Source organism: Pseudomonas sp. PMCC200344 (assembly GCF_030053095.1).
In the GTDB taxonomy this organism is placed as follows: domain Bacteria; phylum Pseudomonadota; class Gammaproteobacteria; order Pseudomonadales; family Pseudomonadaceae; genus Aquipseudomonas; species Aquipseudomonas svalbardensis.
This window is the reverse complement of the sequence record NZ_CP125618.1, coordinates 2,349,938-2,369,976: the sequence shown is the minus strand read 5'-3', so window position 1 is coordinate 2,369,976 and position 20,039 is coordinate 2,349,938. Positions and strand designations below refer to the sequence as shown.

The window sequence follows — 20,039 nt, the reverse complement described above, 5'->3', positions numbered from 1 at the left end:
CTCAGGTCCGCCGGCTTGCGCGCTGACTGCGATAAGTATCAAGCACCACCGCCACCACGATCACTGCGCCGGTGATGATGCGTTTGGTGGGTTCAGTCGCGCCGATCTGCGCGAGACCGGCCGCCAATACGGAAATGATCAGAACCCCGAAGAACGTACTGATGACCGAACCGCGGCCACCCATCAAACTAGTGCCTCCGATCACGACCGCTGCAATCACTTGCAACTCCAGCCCGGAGCCGGCATTCGGATCCGCCGCTTCCAGGCGAGAAATCTGAAACAGCGCTGCGATGCCGGCCAGCAGCCCCATCAGACTGAATACCAGGATCTTGTAGGGCTTCGGATTGATCCCTGCCAGACGCACCGCCTCTTCGTTGGTGCCGATGCCGATCAGGTAACGACCGAACACGGTACGCGTCAGCACTGCCTGGGCACTGAAGATGATCAGCAAGGCAATGATGAACGACGGCGAGATGCCGAAGGCGATCGGGTTGGACAACCAGGCGAAGGCATCACCGATGTAGGCCGTGCGCGATCCGGTCATCTGATACGCCACACCGCGGGCCATTTCCAGCACACCGAGGGACACAATGAATGACGGAATCCGCCACGCCACAGTGATCGAACCCGTAATGGTCCCGGCCAGTGCTGCCGCCGCCATTCCGAGTAACGCCGCAGGCAATACGCTCCAGCCCCAACCGAGAATCGCCACGCTGACCGTTGACGCCGCGAGCGCGAGCACCGAGCCCACCGACAGGTCGATGCCGCCGATGATCAACACGAACGTCATGCCGACCGCCAGTACCATCAAGTCCGGAATCTGGTTGGCCAGGGTGCTGAAGGTGTCATAGGACAGGAAATGGCTGCTCAGAACCGAGAACAGCGCAACCATTGCCAGCAAGGCACCGGCCAGCCCCAGATAGGTACCGAGGCCGTAAAAGTTGCCACTACGTTTGCCGGCAGTCACTGCAGTATTCATGCGAGATCCCTAGGCGCTGCTTCGTTGAGCAACGCATCACGTTTTTGGTAGCCGGCGAACGCGGCGGCAAGCAAATCATCCTGGGTCCAGCTGTCACGCTCAAAGGTGTCGATCAGACGCCCCGCCGAGAGCACGCCAATGCGGTCGCAGATCAACATCAGCTCACGCAGGTCGCTGGACACCACCACGAGCGCTTTGCCTTGGCGGGTCAACTCACCGAGCAAGGCATAAATGTCAAACTTGGCGCCGACGTCGATGCCACGCGTTGGCTCGTCGAACAGCATCACCGAGCAATCACGCTCAAGCCACCGGCCGATCACGACTTTCTGTTGGTTGCCGCCGGACAGTTCCGACACAAGTTGCGTCGGGCTGGAACTGCGGATGCGCATGGCGTCGATCTGACGCTGGGCCAGCGCCATCTCGTCACCATTGTTGACGAAGCCACCGCTGGAAATCACAGGCATATTGCCCAAGGCAATATTCGCGCTGATCGATTGGGTCAGCAGCAGGCCTTCGCCCTTGCGGTCTTCAGTGATCAGGGCAATGCCATGACCGACCGCGTCAGCCGGCGAACGGATACTGACGATCTGTGCTGGCGAACCGAGCGCAACCGTGCCGCTGTCTGCAGTATCAGCACCGAAAATCAGCCGCAGCAACTCGGTGCGCCCTGCCCCGATCAAACCGGAAATTCCGTAGATCTCGCCGGCACGCACCTCGAAGGACACGTCGCAGACCTTGTCGGAACGGGTCAGCCCTTTGACCGTCAAGGCTGGAGCGCCGATCTTGCGCGGCCCCATGTCGATGTGTTCGCCGAGTTCACGACCGACCATCAGCGTCACCAGTTGCTCGCTGTTGTAATTGGCCATCGGCTCGACGCAAACCAGGTTGCCATCGCGCAGTACCGCAATACGCTGGGCGACCCGCGCCAGCTCTTCGAGACGGTGCGAGATATAGATGATCGACACGCCGCGAGCTTGCAGACGAGTGATTTGCTCGAACAACATCTCGACTTCCCGATTCGTCAACATCGCAGTCGGTTCGTCGAGGATCAGCACGTGGCAATCGCCGATCAGGTTGCGGGCGATCTCCACCATTTGCTGGTGTCCAATGCCCAATTCGCCCACCAGCGTGTCCGGGTCAATCGCGTCGAGGCCGACCTGGGCCATGGCTTCGATCGCAGCCTTGCGCAATTGCTTGCGACTGATCCAGCCGCCATTGCTTGGCAGGTTGTCGAGAAACAGGTTTTCAGCCACCGACAGGGTCGGCAACAGATTGAGTTCCTGCATCACCATGCGGATGCCGAGGTCTTCGGCCTGGGTACGGCTTGCGGGGCGGTAATCCTGCCCCTGGAATTGCATGTGGCCGGTGGTCGGTGTGACCAGCCCGCCGATGATCTTCGACAGCGTGCTTTTCCCCGCGCCGTTTTCGCCGGTCAGCGCCAGCACTTCACCGCGCATCAGCGTCAGGTTGATGCCGGTCAGGACCGGTTGGGCGTAGGTCTTGCCGATACCGCTGACCGAGAGGACAGCATTCGGGGCAGAAACTGACATAAAAACTCTCCATGTGCTCGCCCGGACGGGCGAGCACCGTTGTGTCGCCAGAAGGCCTACTTGGTGACCAGCTCTACCGGAGTTTCGATCACGCCATTGGTGCCGCTGTCGACTTTCTCACCCTTGATGATCTTCAGCGCAGTTTCGATGCCAAACACGGCTTGCCTGGCTGCAAACTGGTCAGCGGTGGCCAGAACGCGGCCATCCTTGAGCATTGGCTTGATGGCGTTGATGTTGTCGTAACCGACCACTTGCACCTTGCCGGCCTTGCCTGCTGCGCGCACGGCGGATACTGCGCCGACGGCCATGCTGTCGTTACCGGCCAGCAGGGCTTTGACTTGCGGGTATTCGCTGAGGATCGAGGCAGCAACCTTGTTGCCTTTGTCGATTTCCCAGTCACCGGACTGCAAAGAGACGACCTTGATCTGCGCCGCTTCCATCGCATCCTTGAAGCCTGCGGTTCTTTGCTGTGCGTTGGTGGTGGTTGAAACGCCTTCGATGATGCCGACTTCGTCTCCGGCCTTCAGTTGCTTGGCCAGGTACTCGCCCACCAGACGCGCGCCTTTGCGGTTATCCGGGCCTACGAACGGTACGGTGATGTTTTTGCTTTTGACCACAGCCGGGTCCAACTGGTTGTCGATGTTGATCACGGTGATACCGGCATCGATGGCTTTCTTGATCACAGGGACCATGGCCTTGGAGTCAGCCGGTGCGATGACCAGCGCATTGACCTTGGCCAGAATCATTTGCTCGACGATGCGTGTCTGGCCAGCCGTGTCGGTTTCGTCTTTGATGCCGTTGGAGATCAGCTCGAAATCGCCGGAGTGGTCTTTCTGATAGGCCTTGGCGCCGTCTTCCATGGTCAGGAAGAATTCATTGGCCAGGGATTTCATGACCAGCGCGACTTTGGGTTTTTCAGTCTCGGCGAAGGCCGAAGAGACGGGTAACGCGACGGATGCGGCAGTCAGCATAGCGACAGCGAGAAGACGTCCAGCGAATGGCAGCTTCATGGGTTCACTCCGATCTTATGATTATTGTGAGCAACGCTTGCGCTGGCGTAGGCTTCATTGCGCTCACTGATGGAAACCACCGGGAGCGCCGCGCAAACGTTTGCGTAGACCGAACTATGCGAACCCTGCCGACATTTGTCAACGACCAGAAAAACCGTTTTGCGGGGGAAACCGCAAATACCGGTATTCATGTCATACCGTCGTGTTGACTACCGATCCGGTACTGGAGCTCTTGGCCATTTCCTTGTAAAGGCTGTTGGCCGTTTCCAGTATTGCGGCAGTGGTGTCGGCCATTTGCCCCTGAATCGCCATCACCACGGTGGCCTTGGCTTCAGGCGTCGGGTAAGACGCCGATTGGGCCGCCGCCAATTGTTGCTGTTGCTGACGCAACTGCTCTTGCAGTTCTTTCAGACGCTTGAGCAAAACCTTTTGCGCCACCGAGGCGTTGTCGGCGTCACCCGCTTCAGTCGACGCCTCCGCACTTTTATCCAGGCCCACAGCGCCGGTTCTGACTTGCTTGCTGTCGCTTTCCTTCGTACCCAACGCTTGATTCGCGGCATCGGCCGTCTGATCGCTCAACGCTTGAATCGAAGCGGCGGACTTGCCGCCGATGGTGACGCCTGCGGCGTTTGGGATACCAATGGATAACGACATGTGAACTCCTGTGAGTAGAAAGATCCTTTAAAGGAACATCGACCGAAGCACGGGTTTCTTTAGCAGTGATTCGCAATCTTGCAAGGCGATTTGCTCTACAGAGGTCGTAGTACTTTTCGGAGAGCCGAACAGAAACGCTCAACGCGTTCGGAAACCCGGACAACAGACTGTGCAACCATTCTGGCCAATCAAATAAATACTGATACAAATCATCAAGTTAAAAGTTTTTCTCATTCAAAGTACGACTGGTACAGATCCTGCTCATCTCATTCACCCCAAGCGCTCAGATCCGCTTGGGGCGCATCTAGATGAACCTGCATCAGCACCGTCTCACTACTAGAGAGAAAAATAATGACATCTGCTTTCAAGACCTTCGTTCCGGGCGCTTTAGCCCTCTTGCTGCTCCTGCCTACTGCCCTTCAGGCAAAAGAAGTCGAAACCCAACAGAAACTGGCGAACGTGGTGATCCTGGCCACCGGCGGCACCATTGCCGGCGCGGGCGCCAGCGCCGCCAATAGCGCGACCTATCAAGCGGCAAAAGTCGGCATCGAACAATTGATCGCCGGGGTTCCGGAACTCAGCCAGCTGGCTAACGTTCGTGGCGAACAGGTCATGCAGATTGCGTCCGAAAGCATCACCAACGACAACCTGCTGCAACTGGGTCGTCGCGTGGCTGAACTGGCCGACAGCAAAGACGTCGACGGCATCGTTATCACCCACGGCACCGACACCCTGGAAGAAACCGCGTACTTCCTGAACCTGGTGGAAAAAACCGACAAGCCCATCATCGTTGTCGGCTCCATGCGCCCAGGCACCGCGATGTCGGCCGATGGCATGCTGAACCTGTACAACGCAGTGGCCGTGGCCAGCAGCAAAGAGGCGCGCGGCAAAGGCGTACTGGTGACCATGAACGATGAAATCCAGTCGGGTCGCGACGTCAGCAAAATGATCAACATCAAGACTGAGGCGTTCAAAAGTGCCTGGGGCCCACTCGGCATGGTGGTCGAAGGTAAATCCTACTGGTTCCGTCTGCCGGCCAAGCGTCACACCATGGACTCGGAATTCGACATCAAAACCATCACGAGCCTGCCTGACGTCGAAATCGCCTATTCCTACGGCAATGTCAGCGATACCGCTTACAAAGCGTTGGCTCAGTCTGGCGCCAAAGCCATCATTCACGCCGGTACCGGCAATGGCTCAGTCTCGTCCCGTGTAGTCCCATCGCTGCAAGCCCTGCGCAAGGACGGCGTGCAAATCATTCGCTCGTCCCACGTCAACGCCGGCGGTTTCGTACTGCGTAACGCCGAACAGCCTGATGACAAGTACGACTGGGTTGTGGCGCATGATCTGAACCCGCAAAAGGCCCGCATCCTGGCCATGGTCGCACTGACCAAGACCAACGACAGCAAAGAGCTGCAACGGATGTTCTGGGAATACTGATTCGCCCTCGCCCGACCGGTTCCGGTCGGGCACTGCTTTCACCACTCGCCAACCCAGGCGAGTGGCTCACACCCCCTTCCGATATTTCGATAAAAATTTTCCATTCGTCCTACACCAAACGGAAAAAATTGCTGTCAGAGGATTTTCTTGAATTTTAAGCAGTTGCGAAAATGCTTACAGTTAAATACTGTATGCACGTACAGCTTAATAAGGATAATTCCGTGGCCAACACCTCTGCCTCTCCTGACTCCTATGCACGCATGGGTATGCGCGTTCAAAAAATCATCAATTCCCCTACCGCTCAAAAAGCCAAAGCAGCCTTGATCTTCCGTCTACCGGACGAACCTGTGGATGAGTGGGAACAATTGCTCGAAGAAATCGACGAGAACGACAACGTCACCCTCGCCTATCGCGACGATGGCGGTGTGCAGATTTTTTGGGTTGTGCCGAAGGAAGATTGAGTCAATGAGTGTCCGCTGGTTTGCTTTGCTGTTTTTGTTCATCACCCTCGGCGCCCAGGCTGGCGCCCCCCGCACCTTCAACGAAGCCAAGAAAGTTGCCTGGAAGCTCTACGCACCGCAATCCACAGAGTTCTATTGCGGGTGCAAATACACCGGCAACAAAATCAACCTCGCAGCCTGCGGTTACGTACCGCGCAAAAACGCGAAGCGCGCTGCCCGCATCGAGTGGGAGCACATTGTTCCGGCCTGGCAGATCGGCCATCAGCGTCAGTGCTGGCAAGATGGTGGGCGCAAGAACTGCACGCGTTACGATCCGACCTACCAGAAGGCCGAAGCCGACCTGCACAACCTGGTGCCGAGCATTGGTGAGGTGAATGGCGATCGCAGCAACTTCAGTTTCGGCTGGTTGCCGGTGCAGTCGGGCCAATATGGCTCGTGCCTGACTCAGGTCGACTTCAAGGCGAAGAAGGTCATGCCCCGCCCGTCCATACGCGGCATGATCGCTCGAACGTATTTCTACATGAGCAAGCAGTACGGTCTGCGCCTGTCGAAACAGGATCGACAACTGTACGAAGCCTGGAACAAAACCTATCCGGTAGAGGCCTGGGAACGACAGCGCAACCAAAGCGTGGCGTGCGTCATGGGACGCGGCAACGAGTTTGTCGGCCCGGTCGATATGAAAGCCTGCGGTTAAGTGCACGCTGAAAACACAAAGGCCTCGGGTTTAATGCCCGAGGCCTTTGTTCGTTTCTAACCGCCCACTTTGTTGTAGCGCCAATAGCCCATGAGGTTGAGTGATTCCTTGGCAATGCCGCATTCCTTGATCAAGTATTTGCGCAGACTCATCACTGCAACCGTTTCCCCGGCGACCCAGCCGTAGAAGCCATCACCGACAGACTCGGACGTTTCCCAGAGCATGTCTTCGTCGACATCGACTTCCGCCAGTTCCACCGTTTCGAATGCTTTCGAAGAGGATGACGGCAGAATGGCCCGACGGACCGCGTCGGTCATCAGCGAACCCGCTCCAGTCACGGTGGCGTGATCTCGAATCAGCCACTCCACCGAAAGTCCGGGCCAGTCAGGAACCGGCAACGCATCGTCCACACTGTCTACTTCAAAAAACGCCTGGGTTATCGGTGGTACGGCAAGCGCTGCCAGCTCATCCAGAATGCCGAGCGCCGCGGGTAAAGCCGTGGCATCGGCGACCAGTAACAGATGCTTGAGCTGTTGAGGCGGCTTCCATTCGAAACCGCCCGCGTCTTGCGCCGAAAACTGGCGATCAGGTGCGACGATCTGGATCGGTTCACCCGCCGCTGCATGAATTGCCCAACGGGATGCGGGTCCGGTTTCGACGTGCAACACGAAGTCGATGTCCACTTCGCCCTGCTCGGCACGCAAATGTCGGATGGTGTAAGTGCGCATCGCCGGGCGCTGGGCAACCGGCATCGAGCGGTAACGTGCGTACCAGTCATCGCCATGAGAGAGCCTGGCAGGCGAACCGTCCACAGCCGGAAAGAACAGCTTCACGCGCTGGTCGGGTGACCAGGTCGCCATTTCGGTAACCATCGGACCGGCCAGAGTGACGCGCATCAAATGAGGACTCAGCATCTTTTTGTGGCGCAGGACTGCGTCGAATATTTTGTAAGGGGTGGCGGAGGCCATGGGGGAACTCCTACAGGGAATCGACAGTGACTACGTCTAGAAACGAGTCAATGTGGATCCCCTTTAAGGCGTTCCGTCGAAAGCCCCCTGGATACGACCGTTACTGGGTCAATGGACGTTCGACGACCAGCAATTCGATGTTCTGTTTCTTCGCGCGGGTGAGCGCCGCGCGCACTTCTGTCTGTTTGGCCTCGGCCTCTGCTTTCGAACTGAATGGCCCGAGCAGAATCCGGGCCTTTCCATTTTCCTTGACGATATTGGAAACAAAACTGTGCTCAATCAGCCAGCCGCTCAAATCGCTGACCGCCTGAGGTGTTTCGCCTCGAACTTCGAGATCCCATTGTGGCGCGGATACCACCGAAGGTGCAGCCGCAGCTGCCGATTGCGGCTTTTGCGCCTCAACACGCTTGCCCTCACCGCATCCCGCCAGCGCCAGTACCGCGATTACCAAGACCATTTTGCGCACAACGCTTCCCTCAGAATGCTTAAAGCGGCGATTTTAGCATCCATGAATACTTCCCGAGTGCCGCAAAATGGGCTGAAAACAACGAGAATGATGGTTGCGGCCTCTGTATAGTTACGCCTTGGGAATTAATGCAGCATCTGCGCGTCAGAAAGAGGCACCCAAACCGTGAGACTTCGCACTAATCTATACATACCACCGACCTCTGCACTGTCCGAATCAGGTGCCCTACAAAGCAATCAAGGAGAAGACCATGCTGATACTCACCCGCAAAGTCGGTGAAAGCATAAATATTGGTGATGACATTACGATCACCATTCTGGGCGTTAGCGGCCAGCAAGTCAGAATTGGCATCAATGCCCCGAAAGACGTTGCGGTTCATCGCGAAGAAATCTATCAGCGCATTCAGGCTGGCCTCACCGCTCCAGACAAACCGCAGACTCCCTGAATCCTGTTGCAGTCAGTAGCCAGCCCGTTCGTTACAGCGCAATGGCTGGCTAAAGATTCATGCTCGGCATTTTGTTGAGCACTCGCCTCCTCCCCCCATTACGTGAAGCCGATGCTACCGGCTTCGGCCACGCCGTGGCTGTCAGATTATTCGCTTTAACCCCGACGAATCACGCCGTTATTAGCCGAAGGTCACACCGCGCGCCATGCCGGTGGCCGCAATCACCATCATCATCAACAACAGCGCTTCGATATGGCTGATGCGCGCAAACAGCCTGGCTCGGCCCTGGTCAATCGAAGCGCCCCTGCCCAAGGCGATCCGCCACTTGATCAAGGTGATCATTGGTGCCACTTCAAGCAGCAGAATGATCACGAACAGCGTCATCTTCAGATGGAACAACGGCTGATGAAGGTAATAGTCGGTGCCTTTGTCGTACCCACCGAAGGCCCGCATCAAACCTGTGATCAGCAAAATACCCGCACAGATGCCCCATACGTTATCGGCAACCAGCACGCTGCGGACCTGCGCCGTACCGACGGCCAGGCGGCTTAACGCCGCCCCTCGGGTGAGCACCGCCCAGAGGCCCAAGGCAACAGCCAAGAGGTGGATCGCCGCAAGAAACCAGTGAGACAGCATAGGGATGCTCCTGACAGGGATAAGGAAATGGGCTTGTCAGTAGTAGTCCAAATTCTGGAAATCTGCCTGCCAGGCACCTACAGGCTGAGGGCGATTTTTTCGAAGCATGCCTGCTCAGGGCGACATGACTGGCGAACAGCCAGCTATCTCCCTATCATGCCGCTCACTGGCCCTTGCGTAAGGAGTCAGAGGATAATCATTCAAAAGGAATTAGACGTGAAAGAGTTCGTAATTGGCGTAAACAACGTAGTTCTGTACGTCGCACTGGCCGTTATCTGGATCGCCGCAGTGGTCATGATCTTCGTTCAGGGCTTCTGGTCCGGGGCAGGCGTTTTCATTACCGGCACCCTGACGTGGTGCATCATCTCCGGCTTCTGGTTTGTACAGTCGGCGACTTATGAAGAACTGAAGAAGTTGAACGCCAGGTAAGATTGGTTTTAGTTGGTTGGACCTACCACGCAGGTCCGACGCTGTTGAGATGAACCACGCCAGTAGTGATTCATGCTCTTCATGCAACATTTGTAACGAGGGGGCAATCCCCTCGTTACAGTGCCTGGCGACTACCCAGGCTTGTGGTTATCCAGTACGCGATTGACCGCTAACTCACCCATCATCATCACCTGTTGCAGCACCAGCATCGTCTTGCGCTGCGGGCCTTCCATCTGGCCGGCGATATCACTGGTCATAACGCTGGGCCGACGCCAACGATTCGCAGGCAAGGACGGAACACATGAATCGATCAACTCCCACGCTGGTTCTGCTACCTGGAATGGATGGAACAGGTGAATTGTTCGCAGCCTTTGCATCCAGCATGGAGCGCGAATTCGATACGCTAATCATCACCTATCCCCCCAATATTCCGCTGAGCTACACAGCGCTGGAGTCGCTGGTCCGAGAGTCGCTGCCGACCGACCGCCCATTCGTACTGCTGGGTGAATCCTTCTCGGGACCGATCGCTATTTCCCTGAGCGCCAGGCAACCGCCCCAGCAGCTGGGACTCGTGCTGTGCGGCACATTCGCACGCAATCCAAGACCAATATTCAGTCACTTGAGTTTTTTGCTCGGCGCACTGCCTTGCGCCTGTCGGATGGATCAGCAAAGTATTGCTCGGCCGGTTTTCCACGAGCGCCCTGCGCGCAGCGCTACGCCAGGCCATCACTCAAGTGAGCCCTTCGGTAATGCGTTCACGACTACGATCGGTTCTTACCGTTGACGTATCCGCCAAGCTCGCCCAAGTCAGCGTACCGACTATTTACCTTCGCGCTAAGCATGATTCGGTGGTTCCCGGGACAGCGTCTACGCGGGTCTCTTCAATGAACGGTGATACACGAATCATTGAAATCGAAGCACCGCACTGCCTGCTTCAGGTTGCGCCTGAAGAGGCGGCCAGACACATCCAAGCATTTTTGAAAACGCTGGAAGGTATTTGAGGTTCTCGGTGTTAAAGGCGACCAAACCCATGCCTCTGCCCTGCCTGACAGCAAGCGCTGCAATGATGCCGAGATCCAGATGTGAAGAGCCCAGCGCGATGGCTGGGCTCTGGTTATTTTCTGTTTTCCATCATCTTGTCGGCGAGAGCTTTGGCCCTTTCAATCAACAGGTTCTGCCTGTCTTCATGAGTAGCCCCTCCTACAACCGGTGCCGTCAGATTGCTTTCCGCAATCAACGCAGCGCAGAAGTATTGATCCCAAACAGCTCTATCCTCAGATACCGGCTTGTTCATTTGGTCGGCGATCATATGCGGCTCCTTTTGATGAGGTAGCACCGCTATCTTACGCCTGAATCACTGGCAACCCGTGCCGCTGAAGCTAATCGGCAAACCGGGTGATCATTGGGCCCGAGGAGCGCCTGTCACCGCCGTCTCTCGCTAGCCGATGGCCTGCGCACTCAGTCGCTCTATCGTCACGATCACGATCGTGATTGCGATCATACCCCTGCATTGTCACGCGCCCATTCCCCTACGACACCACCCGCGCTACGGCGGCCACCAGCAAAGTGAAGACACGACGAAAAGAAGGTCGAGTATCTGGAGGTGGGCGCCGAGCTGGCGTTTGAGTGGGGTTTTGCAAAAGTTTTGCAAATCGCAGACAACAAAAAAGGGCCCACCTTTCGGTGAGCCCTTCTAGACCGCCCAGCAGAGCGGATTTTGTTTGGTAGGCGCGATTGGACTCGAACCAACGACCCCCACCATGTCAAGGTGGTGCTCTAACCAACTGAGCTACGTGCCTGCTGTGAGGCGGCATTCTACGGAATTCCGGAGGGGTGTCAACACCTTTTTTCGAGCTAACCCTATGAATATGCAAAATATTTAATTTTGCCGCTGCAAAGAAGATTTTACGGTGGCTGGCGGTCGATTTTTATCTCGGGTAGGATCGATGCACTCGTAAAATATATTAAACAGAGGCTGCAGGATGGCGAACACCCCCTACCCGGAATCCTATTACGCCGCATCGGCCAATGCGGTTCCGCCGCGCCCGGCCTTGCAGGATGACGTAGAGTCTGATGTCTGTGTGATCGGTGCCGGTTACACCGGTCTGTCCTCTGCCCTGTTTCTGCTGGAAAACGGTTTCCGGGTTACGGTGCTTGAGGCCGCGAAGGTAGGTTTTGGTGCGTCGGGGCGTAACGGTGGCCAGATCGTTAACAGTTATAGCCGCGACATCGATGTGATCGAGCGCAGTGTCGGTCCCAAGCAGGCTCAGTTGCTGGGGCAGATGGCATTCGAAGGTGGGCGGATCATTCGTGAGCGGGTTGCCAAATATAATATCCAGTGCGACTTGAAGGACGGTGGCGTATTCGCCGCCATTACCGCCAAGCACATGGGCCATCTGGAATCCCAGAAGCGTCTGTGGGAGCGGTTCGGTCACACGCAGCTTGAACTGATGGATCAGCGTCGCATCCGTGAAGTGGTCGCTTGCGATCAATACGTCGGCGGCATGCTCGACATGAGCGGCGGGCACATTCATCCACTTAACCTGGTATTGGGCGAAGCCGCAGCTGTGGAGTCGTTGGGCGGAACTATTTATGAGCAATCGCCGGCGGTGCGCATCGAGCGCGGCGCGAGTCCGGTGGTGCATACGCCTCAGGGCAAGGTCAGAGCCAAGTTCATCATCGTGGCGGGCAATGCGTATCTCGGTAATCTGGTGCCGGAACTGGCCGCCAAATCGATGCCCTGCGGGACTCAGGTGATCACCACTGAACCCTTGAGCGAAGCATTGGCCAAGAGCCTGTTGCCGCAGGATTACTGCGTCGAGGACTGCAACTACCTGCTCGACTACTACCGTTTGACTGGCGACAAGCGCCTGGTCTTCGGCGGTGGCGTGGTGTATGGCGCGCGGGATCCGGCGAACATCGAGGCGATAATTCGGCCGAAGATGCTCAAGGCCTTCCCGCAGCTCAAGGACGTGAAGATCGATTACGCCTGGACCGGCAATTTCCTGCTGACCTTGTCGCGTCTTCCCCAGGTCGGACGCCTGGGCGACAACATCTACTATTCCCAGGGTTGCAGCGGCCATGGCGTGACGTACACGCACCTGGCGGGCAAGGTGTTGGCTGAAGCATTACGTGGCCAGGCTGAGCGTTTCGATGCGTTTGCCGACCTGCCCCACTACCCGTTCCCCGGCGGACAACTGCTGCGCACACCGTTCGCTGCGTTGGGCGCCTGGTATTACGGACTGCGCGACAAACTCGGCTTCTGACCGATTAGATGCAAAAAAGGGGCAACTGCACAGTTGCCCCTTTTCATTTCAGCTCGGGAAGTCAGCCCCTTCGCTGATTGAGCCTCTGCAAGAACTCGGCCCTGCGCTGCTGGTCCATTTCCTCTTTGGCCAAGAGCTCGGGAAGCAGCTCGGCCGCACGCTGGGCATCGAGGATGAAGACACCGTCATCATCACCAATGGCCAGGTCCCCCGGCTGCACCCGAACCCCGCCCACATTGATCGACTGATTGACTTCCCCATGGGCGCCAATGCCGCGAGTCGTGTACGCACTGACGTCCCGGCAAAAGATCGGCAACCCATGGCGACGCAATGCGCCGACATCCGTGACCGCACCCGATACCACCACCCCGGCCAACCCTTTGATCAGCCCGGCCAGGGTGCGCAGTTCACCCCAGCAGCCACACTCCTCGTCGCCCACACATTCGATCACCAGCACGTCACCCGGCTCACTCAGCAACAGTGCTTCACGCAAAATGCTGCCATCCGGTGGGAAGACTTTGACGGTGACGACATTACCGACCATGCGGATGTCGTTGAACAGCGGCTTGATCCCCCGCAGGAAACCCTGATCAGAAAAATGGCCGATGGTTGATGAAGGGATCGACCGGTAGGCGTTGAGTAACTCCGGGGTGACGAGCTGATGGCGAGGGTTGATCTGATCACTCATCGGCATTTCCCCGGACGTAGCAATGGGCAGGTCGAACAATATTCAGCGGGCTCAGTAGCCAGGTAATAGAAGCAGCAGGTTCGCCGAAAGCGAATGCTGCGCTGCCCCTCATCGAGCAGTGTCGGCGGTCGGCGGAAATGGCTCAGCGGGTTGTAATCGAGGCCGAACAGCGCAGGTTCTGCCTGGGTGAGCAACCACCTGAAGTCCGCTTCATAGCGCTCGCGCACCGACGGTTCGTCGATTTTTGCCATGCGTTTTTCATACAACGAATACACGCGTACGGCGGTGTTTTCCCACAAGATGCGCCGTGAAACGCCACTCACACGGTTGAAGGTTTGCCACAGCGGCTTCAACAGCCCGGCAAACAATGCCTGCACCAGGGTTTCCCGCCAGGTCTCGCGCTCACCTGCCTCGTACGTCAGCGGCAGGGAATGAACCAGCGGCATCGAAGACGTCCACAGCCCTTCATCGTGGCCGTATTCGATCACCGTGTTATCCAGGGACAGCAGCAGTCCTTTGTCGTACACCGACATGGCGTACAAACAGGCGCCGGTTGCCAGGAACGACAGGCGCTTGCCTAGCAGTGAGGCCGTGATCGCCCGCGACGGTGAGCCAATGACCGGGCTCAATGCGTCCAGCAAACGCTCGCACACATCTTCCTGCAACAGGTCACGCGCCATCAGCGAGCGTAATGGGTCACGTTCGGCGCAGTCCTTCAGACGCAACCCACCGCCCAGCACGTTCCATTCTTGCGCGGTGAAGTGGTGAGCCAGATTCATTGCGGCAATTCCCGACCAAACGGGATGCACATCGGCGTACCAAAGAAAGGGTCAGGAATAATCCTGCAGTTGAGATCGAACACGGTTTTGACCAGCGCCTGGGTCAAGACGTCCTCAGGGCGGCCTTGGGCAAATGCCGTACGTTCATGTACCGCAACCATATGATCGGCATAACGACAGGCCAGGTTGAGGTCGTGAAGCACCATGATGATGGTTTTGTTTTCGAGCCGGTTGAGGTCGCGCAGCAGGTCCAGCACTTCAATCTGGTGAGCCAGGTCGAGGAAGGTCGTCGGCTCATCCAGTAGCACGATGCCGGTGTCCTGGGCCAGGGTCATGGCGATCCACGCACGCTGGCGCTGCCCACCGGACAAGGCATCCACCGGCCGATCCGCCAGCGCCTGCAAACTGGTCTGCGACAGGGCGCGATTGACCATGGCTTCATCCTCGGCCGACCACTGTTGCATCCAGCTCTGATAAGGGTACCGGCCCAGGGCCACGAGTTGGCGAACGGTAATGCCCTCGGGCGCCGTCGGTGTCTGAGGCAGGATGGCCAACTCACGCGCCACCGCCGCCGTGGATTTTTGCTGGATATCCACGCCGTTGAGAATCACCGAGCCTTGCTGCGGTTTCAGCAATCGGGCAAAGGATTTGAGCAAGGTACTTTTACCGCAGCCGTTACTGCCAATCAGCACCGAGATCTTGCCCTTGGGCAGTTGCATGTCCAGCGCGTCAATAATCACCTGGCGCTGATAACTCAGGGTCAGGCCGCGACTTGCAATCGACGTCATACGTTGAATTCCTTAATGACGCTGTTTAATCAATAAGTAGAGAAAAAAGGGCGTGCCCAGCACCGCGACAAAGATCCCGGCCGGTAGATCCAGGGGCAAAAACAGCGTGCGCCCGACCAGGTCCGCCAGCATCACCAGGTTTGCGCCAATCAGGGCTGCCATCACGGCCTGCCCAGCGAAACCAGGGGCCACCAGGCGTTTGGCAATATGCGGCGCAATCAGCCCGACAAACGCGATCGCCCCACCCCAGGCAATGGCCGCACCGGCCAACGCCACACTCACCAGCAACAAACCGGCCCGCAGCCATTGCACGCGCACGCCGATGCCCTGTGCCAGGTTGTCATCCAACTGTTGCACCATCACCTGACGGGCCAGCAGCACCAGCAGCGGACAAATGCCCAACAACCAGCCCGCCAGCGCCAGCGGTTCGGGCCAACTGGCGCCGTACACGCTCCCGGTCAGCCAAACGTAGGCAGACAGGGTGGTGGTCAGCGGACTGAACACCAGAATGAAGGTGGTCGCGGCCGTCAACATCGCCGAGACGCCCACACCGATCAGCACCAGCCGCAGCGGTGAGGCCCCCTGCTTCCAGGCCAGCAGGTAAATGGCCAATGTTGCCAGAGCCGCACCGAGCATCGCGGCCAGGGGCAGAAACTGTTGGCCCAGCGTCGCGGACAAGAACGACAGGTAAAGCACGGCGGCGGCGCTTGCACCGCTGGTGATGCCCAGCAGGTCGGGCGATGCCAGCGGGTTGCGGATGATGCTTTGCAGGATCAGCCCCGACACCGACAACGCAGCCCCCACCAGCGCCGCCAGCACAATGCGTGGAAAACGCAGTTGCTCGACGATCAACGTCAGGCTGGCGTCCTGGCTGGAAAACAGAATTCGCATCACCTCAAGGGGCGAAAGGTTGACTTTCCCCAGCGACAACGAGCCGAGCATCACCAGCACCGTCAGCACCAGCGCCGCCGCCAACCGCAACCACGTGGAAAGGTTGACCCGCCGGGAATACCCGCCCCGGCGCCAAGTCACCACCCTATCCATAACGACCTCCACGCCGGGCCAACATAATGAAAAACGGCGCGCCGAACAGCGCCGTCATCACCCCTACCGGCACCTCCTGAGGCAAGATCAATACCCGCGACAGCGTATCCGCCAACAGCAGGAGAATGGCGCCGAGCAGCGCACAACCGGGCAGCAACCAGCGATGGTCGATAGACAACCCCTTGCGCACCATGTGCGGCACCAGAAGACCGATGAAACCAATGCTGCCGGCCAACGCCACCGCGCTGCCCGCGAGACAAATCACCAGCACGCTCATCAGCAGCCGGATCAGACCGGTTCGCTGCCCCAGACCCGTGGCAATCTCTTCCCCGGCGTTCAGCACGTTGACCTGCCCGGCCAGCAACAGCGCCCCCGACAACCCGAACACATCAGTCAGCAACAAGGGTGCGGCGCTCGGCAGGTTGCGTTCGGACAACGAACCAGCCATCCAGAACAGCACCGTGTCCAGGCCATCCTGATTCACCACCAGCAGCGCCTGGCTGAAGGCGGAGAACAACGCGGCGATCGCCGCGCCCGCCAGCACGATGCGCAGTGGACTGAGACTGCCTTGCCCCATGTTGCCGATCAGCCACACCAGACAACCCGCCACGGCAGCGCCAATGAACGCCGACCATAGCCAGGCATCCGGGGATGACAGCGAGAAGATCGAGGAAAACAGAATGATAAAAAAGGTCGCGCCGGCGTTGATCCCGAACAATCCGGGGGACGCCAACGGATTGCGCGTCAGTGCCTGCATCAGGGCGCCCGCGACCGCCAGGCTAGCGCCTACGGAAATCGCCATCAAGGTGCGCGACAGGCGCGTGGTGGTCACCAGCACATGACTGATACTCAATGGGTCGGGGTGGACAAACGCCGCGGCAATCTGTGGCAGTGGAATCCAGGTGGCACCGACCGCCAGGCTCAACACGCAGCACAGCAGCAACACGACACCCGCGCTGCAGAGCTTTACTCCCGGGCTCATGAGGCCACCTGCGCAGCGGCCACGCGAGCCACATCGTCGAGCATCAGGTTTGCCCCCAACATCCCGCCCGACAGACTCCACGCGACGCCATCGACCTGCCACACCTGTCCTTGCTGCGGGGCACGCATCTGCTTCCACAGCGGGTGTTGCACCAGGCTCTCGTAGTTGCGCTGCACCGCCCCGTTCTGCGCGCGCAGGAACACAAAAAAGATGTCGGCATTCACCACGGCAAGGCTTTCCTTGCTGGTGAGTTTGATCGATACCCCGCTCGCCTCCCGGCTGCTGTCACTCCAATTGAATCCCAGTTCGCTGAGCACGGAGCCCGGAAAACTCGCCGGCAGGTAACTGCGAATGTGGTCTTCGCGGACATCCAGAATCGACACCGTGGGAGGCCAGCGTCCGGCAAATGTCTGCTGCAGTTGCGCGCACAGTTGTGCCACGCGTTGCTGCCATCGGTTCAGAATCTCGTCGGCCCTCTGTTGCTGGTGTAAAGCAGCGCCCATCAGCGCCAGGGTCTTTTTGAATTCAAACACTTCCTCCAGCATCAGCACCGGGGCGATCTGCTTAAGTAACGGCGAAATGCGTTCATGGCGATAGCGCGAGGCAATAATCACGTCCGGTTTGAGCAGCGCGATGTCCTCAAGACTGGGCTGAGTCTCCAGCCCGACATGGGGCACCTGCTCCAGTGCAGCGCGCAAGTAACGATAGGTCGGTTTTTCGCTCCAGGAATCAACCACGCCACACGGGGTAACACCCAACACCACAGCGCAGTCGGTGGCGCCCTGAAACAGCGTGATCACCCGCAACGGCGCGGCGCCAGCCTCGGCCCACGCCGGCGCGGAAAACCTGAGGGCAAGCGCCCCCAGGGACAGGCGCAACAGCGTGCGCCTGGAGGGATGACATCGCGGTTCAGGCTTCACGATCGAGCCTGTGAAACGGATTGACCACCTGCCCTTTACCAAACGGCATGCTGCCAGGGCCACCCGCGCGTTCGATCATCGGGGTGAGCAGCAATTTCTGTGGCCAATGTGGCGCTTCGAACAACTGGTGCTTGATCGTGATCCGCGCCTCGGCGTCAAACTCGATGGTGTCGATCAACTCGTTGAGCACTTCGCCCATCGCCATCCACAACCCGGTCGCCGGCAATGCGTAGACCTCAGCCAGCGTATCGATGATGGCGCGGAAGTTGACCTGAATGCCCAGGGTCTGCAACCAGAACAGCAGGTCTTCAGGGCGATCGTGATACAGCGTGTTGGCATGCCCCTTCTTCAACCGGTAAGCCGGATCGGCCAGACCGTTGCGTTCCAGCCACGGCACGAAGATGCGCAACGAATCGTGATCGCGCAACAGCAAGCCCTGCGCGTAACCGGCCTTCCACACCAGCACCGCGTTCTGCCCGTGAATTTCCCCCAGCATGCCGATGCGGAACATTCGCAGGTTGATATCGAAGAAGCTGTGGCACAACTCGCGGAACAGCGTCATCACCGACGCGGCATTGGCCGGCAGTTGGCGGTAGCCCATCCAGTCATCGAAGAAGTGCTGATTGCTGCCCGGCAGCGGTGTGCCCAACGCAGCCATGGGCACCAGTCGGCAGTCCGGGTCTTCGAGCAGCGCGGGTGGATAGCCGCGAACCATGGCCGACAGGTGACGCGGCGCTTCGTCGAACAGCGTCGCGTCGGGCGGCATGAACGCCCACCATTTGGTTTCGTCGCACAGGTGCAGGGACTGTTGCAGGGTTTGATCCTTGCTCAGTGCCTGGCGCAGCAGCGCCTCACTCAGGCCGCCGTTGATCATTTTTACTGCGGGCAGGTAACGCGAAGCGCCCAGCGAATAGATCGCCATCGGCAACTTGAGGTAATCGGCGCTGTTGAAGCACGGGGTCATCGAGCGCAATGACGAGGTGGCGAAGAAATTACCGTCGGTGAAGTCCAGCCGATGGCAATCACCCTTGGCGAACGCGTCGCCGAGTTGCGCCTCCAGCACGTGTTCGAACTGCCACGGGTGAACCGGCAACGCGATGTGGCTCTGGGCAATGCCCCGCTGCTGCAGCTCTTGTTGCAAGTTGGCCTGCAACAGCGGCGGCAACAGGTAGTGGGCGGGATAGCTCTGCGCCAGGTCCGTCACACCGACGCCGCATTGCAGCAACGTGCGGTCGACCGCGACCCAATTGAGCGCCACCGGACGGGCAAATTCCGCCTGATACTGCTGGTATTCGGTTTCGCTCAAACCCTGCTTGGCTTTGGCCAGTGGGTGATAGGGACGATCACGCAACGAAGCCCACTGCTCCATCGCCAGGAAAAAGTCCGCGTTGCTCTTTTCCAGCAAGCGTTCGCTGTCAACCCGATGGGCCAGGGACAATTCGGTTTGCCGGACGCTGGTGCGCAGCACATCCAGGAACAGGGCGAAGCCTTTTTCATTGTCCGGGTAGCGATCGGTCATCCCTGCCAACACCCGGGTCGTGAAGGCCTCGGGTGACAGCGCGGTCAGTTGGTCATTCTGTCGCGCCCAAACCGGCGTGCCCGGTACTTTCTCCCATTGCTGAGTTATACCGGGACGCAAGGCAATGACGATGCAACCTTGGGGATCGCTGGGCCATTCCCAAATCCGTTGTTCGGCGCTCAACCCGGTAAACGGCTGATCGGCCGATGACGATGGCGCCACCAGATTCAGCGGCTCGGTCCCGAAAAAATGTTCGGCCAGCAAACAATCGACCAGATCCTGCATCACCTTGTCGGCGGCCATTGTGGTGAAGTTCATCCG

23 protein-coding genes and 1 tRNA gene are annotated in these 20,039 nt (G+C 58.4%); 7 read left to right on the top strand and 17 right to left on the bottom strand.

The annotated features are described in order from the left end of the window. Window position 1 precedes the first annotated feature (1 nt). The 4 genes from QFW87_RS10655 to QFW87_RS10640 all read right to left on the bottom strand — a co-directional run bounded on the left by QFW87_RS10655 (window position 2) and on the right by QFW87_RS10640 (window position 4,193). Window positions 2–979, bottom strand: coding sequence for an ABC transporter permease (locus QFW87_RS10655; protein ID WP_283190458.1), 978 nt, complete (start codon window positions 977–979; stop codon window positions 2–4). Further along, on the bottom strand, window positions 976–2,529 hold the full coding sequence (locus tag QFW87_RS10650; RefSeq protein WP_283183866.1) for a sugar ABC transporter ATP-binding protein: 1,554 nt from the start codon (window positions 2,527–2,529) through the stop codon (window positions 976–978). Before QFW87_RS10650 ends, QFW87_RS10655 begins: the two co-directional genes overlap by 4 nt. 56 nt (window positions 2,530–2,585) lie before the next feature. Further along, window positions 2,586–3,539 (bottom strand): sugar ABC transporter substrate-binding protein, encoded by a 954-nt coding sequence (locus QFW87_RS10645; protein ID WP_283183865.1) that lies wholly within the window; start codon window positions 3,537–3,539, stop codon window positions 2,586–2,588. A 192-nt stretch (window positions 3,540–3,731) separates the two neighbouring features. After that, window positions 3,732–4,193: a hypothetical protein gene (locus QFW87_RS10640; RefSeq protein ID WP_283190457.1), complete on the bottom strand. Its 462-nt coding sequence runs from the start codon at window positions 4,191–4,193 to the stop codon at window positions 3,732–3,734. Window positions 4,194–4,544: 351 nt separating this feature from the next. Here QFW87_RS10640 and QFW87_RS10635 point away from each other — a divergent pair, with 351 nt between their 5' ends. The 3 genes from QFW87_RS10635 (at window position 4,545) to QFW87_RS10625 (ending at window position 6,788) form a co-directional block, all read left to right on the top strand. Next, window positions 4,545–5,633, top strand: a complete 1,089-nt coding sequence (locus QFW87_RS10635) for an asparaginase (RefSeq protein WP_283183863.1) — start codon at window positions 4,545–4,547, stop codon at window positions 5,631–5,633. Window positions 5,634–5,803: 170 nt separating this feature from the next. Then, the gene (locus QFW87_RS10630) at window positions 5,804–6,094 is read left to right on the top strand and encodes a DUF1654 domain-containing protein (protein ID WP_046056947.1); all 291 of its coding nucleotides are present in this window, start codon (window positions 5,804–5,806) and stop codon (window positions 6,092–6,094) included. Between the two features lie 4 nt (window positions 6,095–6,098). After that, a complete protein-coding gene (locus QFW87_RS10625) occupies window positions 6,099–6,788 on the top strand; it encodes an endonuclease I family protein (RefSeq protein ID WP_283183861.1) in 690 nt (229 codons plus the stop codon). Window positions 6,789–6,844: 56 nt separating this feature from the next. Here the strand turns inward: QFW87_RS10625 and QFW87_RS10620 are convergent, their stop codons facing one another. Together QFW87_RS10620 and QFW87_RS10615 are read right to left on the bottom strand one after the other, a co-directional pair. Next, window positions 6,845–7,756, bottom strand: a complete 912-nt coding sequence (locus tag QFW87_RS10620) for a siderophore-interacting protein (protein ID WP_283190456.1) — start codon at window positions 7,754–7,756, stop codon at window positions 6,845–6,847. A gap of 100 nt (window positions 7,757–7,856) precedes the next feature. Beyond that, entirely contained in the window at window positions 7,857–8,222 is a 366-nt protein-coding gene (locus tag QFW87_RS10615; RefSeq protein ID WP_283190455.1) for an SPOR domain-containing protein, read from the bottom strand. Window positions 8,223–8,472: 250 nt separating this feature from the next. On the opposite strand from QFW87_RS10615, the gene csrA reads away from it, so the two are divergent. Further along, window positions 8,473–8,667 (top strand): carbon storage regulator CsrA, encoded by a 195-nt coding sequence (gene csrA / locus QFW87_RS10610; RefSeq protein WP_007938114.1) that lies wholly within the window; start codon window positions 8,473–8,475, stop codon window positions 8,665–8,667. Between the two features lie 180 nt (window positions 8,668–8,847). Here csrA and QFW87_RS10605 read toward each other — a convergent pair whose 3' ends face one another. Beyond that, window positions 8,848–9,303: a DUF2214 family protein gene (locus QFW87_RS10605; protein ID WP_283183858.1), complete on the bottom strand. Its 456-nt coding sequence runs from the start codon at window positions 9,301–9,303 to the stop codon at window positions 8,848–8,850. A 216-nt stretch (window positions 9,304–9,519) separates the two neighbouring features. Between QFW87_RS10605 and QFW87_RS10600 the strand changes: the two genes are divergently transcribed. After that, window positions 9,520–9,732 carry a hypothetical protein gene (locus QFW87_RS10600; protein ID WP_033061943.1) on the top strand — a complete coding sequence of 71 codons (213 nt, stop codon included), beginning with the start codon at window positions 9,520–9,522 and terminating at the stop codon, window positions 9,730–9,732. 131 nt (window positions 9,733–9,863) lie between these two features. Here QFW87_RS10600 and QFW87_RS10595 read toward each other — a convergent pair whose 3' ends face one another. Continuing rightward, entirely contained in the window at window positions 9,864–9,989 is a 126-nt protein-coding gene (locus QFW87_RS10595) for a hypothetical protein (RefSeq protein ID WP_283190967.1), read from the bottom strand. A gap of 44 nt (window positions 9,990–10,033) precedes the next feature. Between QFW87_RS10595 and QFW87_RS10590 the strand changes: the two genes are divergently transcribed. Continuing rightward, window positions 10,034–10,516: a hypothetical protein gene (locus QFW87_RS10590; protein WP_283190454.1), complete on the top strand. Its 483-nt coding sequence runs from the start codon at window positions 10,034–10,036 to the stop codon at window positions 10,514–10,516. A gap of 330 nt (window positions 10,517–10,846) precedes the next feature. Here the strand turns inward: QFW87_RS10590 and QFW87_RS10585 are convergent, their stop codons facing one another. After that, on the bottom strand, window positions 10,847–11,041 hold the full coding sequence (locus QFW87_RS10585) for a hypothetical protein (protein WP_111452631.1): 195 nt from the start codon (window positions 11,039–11,041) through the stop codon (window positions 10,847–10,849). A 413-nt stretch (window positions 11,042–11,454) separates the two neighbouring features. Continuing rightward, window positions 11,455–11,531 (bottom strand) — tRNA-Val (locus tag QFW87_RS10580). A gap of 183 nt (window positions 11,532–11,714) precedes the next feature. On the opposite strand from QFW87_RS10580, the gene QFW87_RS10575 reads away from it, so the two are divergent. Further along, window positions 11,715–12,998 (top strand): FAD-binding oxidoreductase, encoded by a 1,284-nt coding sequence (locus tag QFW87_RS10575; protein ID WP_283190453.1) that lies wholly within the window; start codon window positions 11,715–11,717, stop codon window positions 12,996–12,998. 61 nt (window positions 12,999–13,059) lie between these two features. On the opposite strand, the gene QFW87_RS10570 is transcribed toward QFW87_RS10575, so the two are convergent. The 7 genes from QFW87_RS10570 to QFW87_RS10540 are packed head-to-tail and all read right to left on the bottom strand — an operon-like array spanning window position 13,060 to window position 20,036. Beyond that, the gene (locus QFW87_RS10570; protein ID WP_283183855.1) at window positions 13,060–13,692 is read right to left on the bottom strand and encodes an RraA family protein; all 633 of its coding nucleotides are present in this window, start codon (window positions 13,690–13,692) and stop codon (window positions 13,060–13,062) included. Continuing rightward, a complete protein-coding gene (locus tag QFW87_RS10565) occupies window positions 13,683–14,465 on the bottom strand; it encodes an IucA/IucC family C-terminal-domain containing protein (protein ID WP_283183854.1) in 783 nt (260 codons plus the stop codon). The genes QFW87_RS10570 and QFW87_RS10565 overlap by 10 nt, the downstream gene beginning before the upstream one ends. Next, the gene (locus tag QFW87_RS10560) at window positions 14,462–15,253 is read right to left on the bottom strand and encodes an ABC transporter ATP-binding protein (RefSeq protein WP_283190452.1); all 792 of its coding nucleotides are present in this window, start codon (window positions 15,251–15,253) and stop codon (window positions 14,462–14,464) included. The genes QFW87_RS10565 and QFW87_RS10560 overlap by 4 nt, the downstream gene beginning before the upstream one ends. Before the next feature lie 12 nt (window positions 15,254–15,265). Continuing rightward, window positions 15,266–16,297, bottom strand: a complete 1,032-nt coding sequence (locus QFW87_RS10555; RefSeq protein WP_283190451.1) for an iron ABC transporter permease — start codon at window positions 16,295–16,297, stop codon at window positions 15,266–15,268. Continuing rightward, window positions 16,290–17,279, bottom strand: coding sequence for an iron ABC transporter permease (locus QFW87_RS10550; RefSeq protein ID WP_283190450.1), 990 nt, complete (start codon window positions 17,277–17,279; stop codon window positions 16,290–16,292). Before QFW87_RS10550 ends, QFW87_RS10555 begins: the two co-directional genes overlap by 8 nt. After that, a complete protein-coding gene (locus QFW87_RS10545; protein WP_283190449.1) occupies window positions 17,276–18,199 on the bottom strand; it encodes an iron-siderophore ABC transporter substrate-binding protein in 924 nt (307 codons plus the stop codon). The genes QFW87_RS10550 and QFW87_RS10545 overlap by 4 nt, the downstream gene beginning before the upstream one ends. Beyond that, window positions 18,189–20,036, bottom strand: a complete 1,848-nt coding sequence (locus QFW87_RS10540; protein WP_283190448.1) for an IucA/IucC family protein — start codon at window positions 20,034–20,036, stop codon at window positions 18,189–18,191. Before QFW87_RS10540 ends, QFW87_RS10545 begins: the two co-directional genes overlap by 11 nt. Window positions 20,037–20,039: the final 3 nt, after the last annotated feature.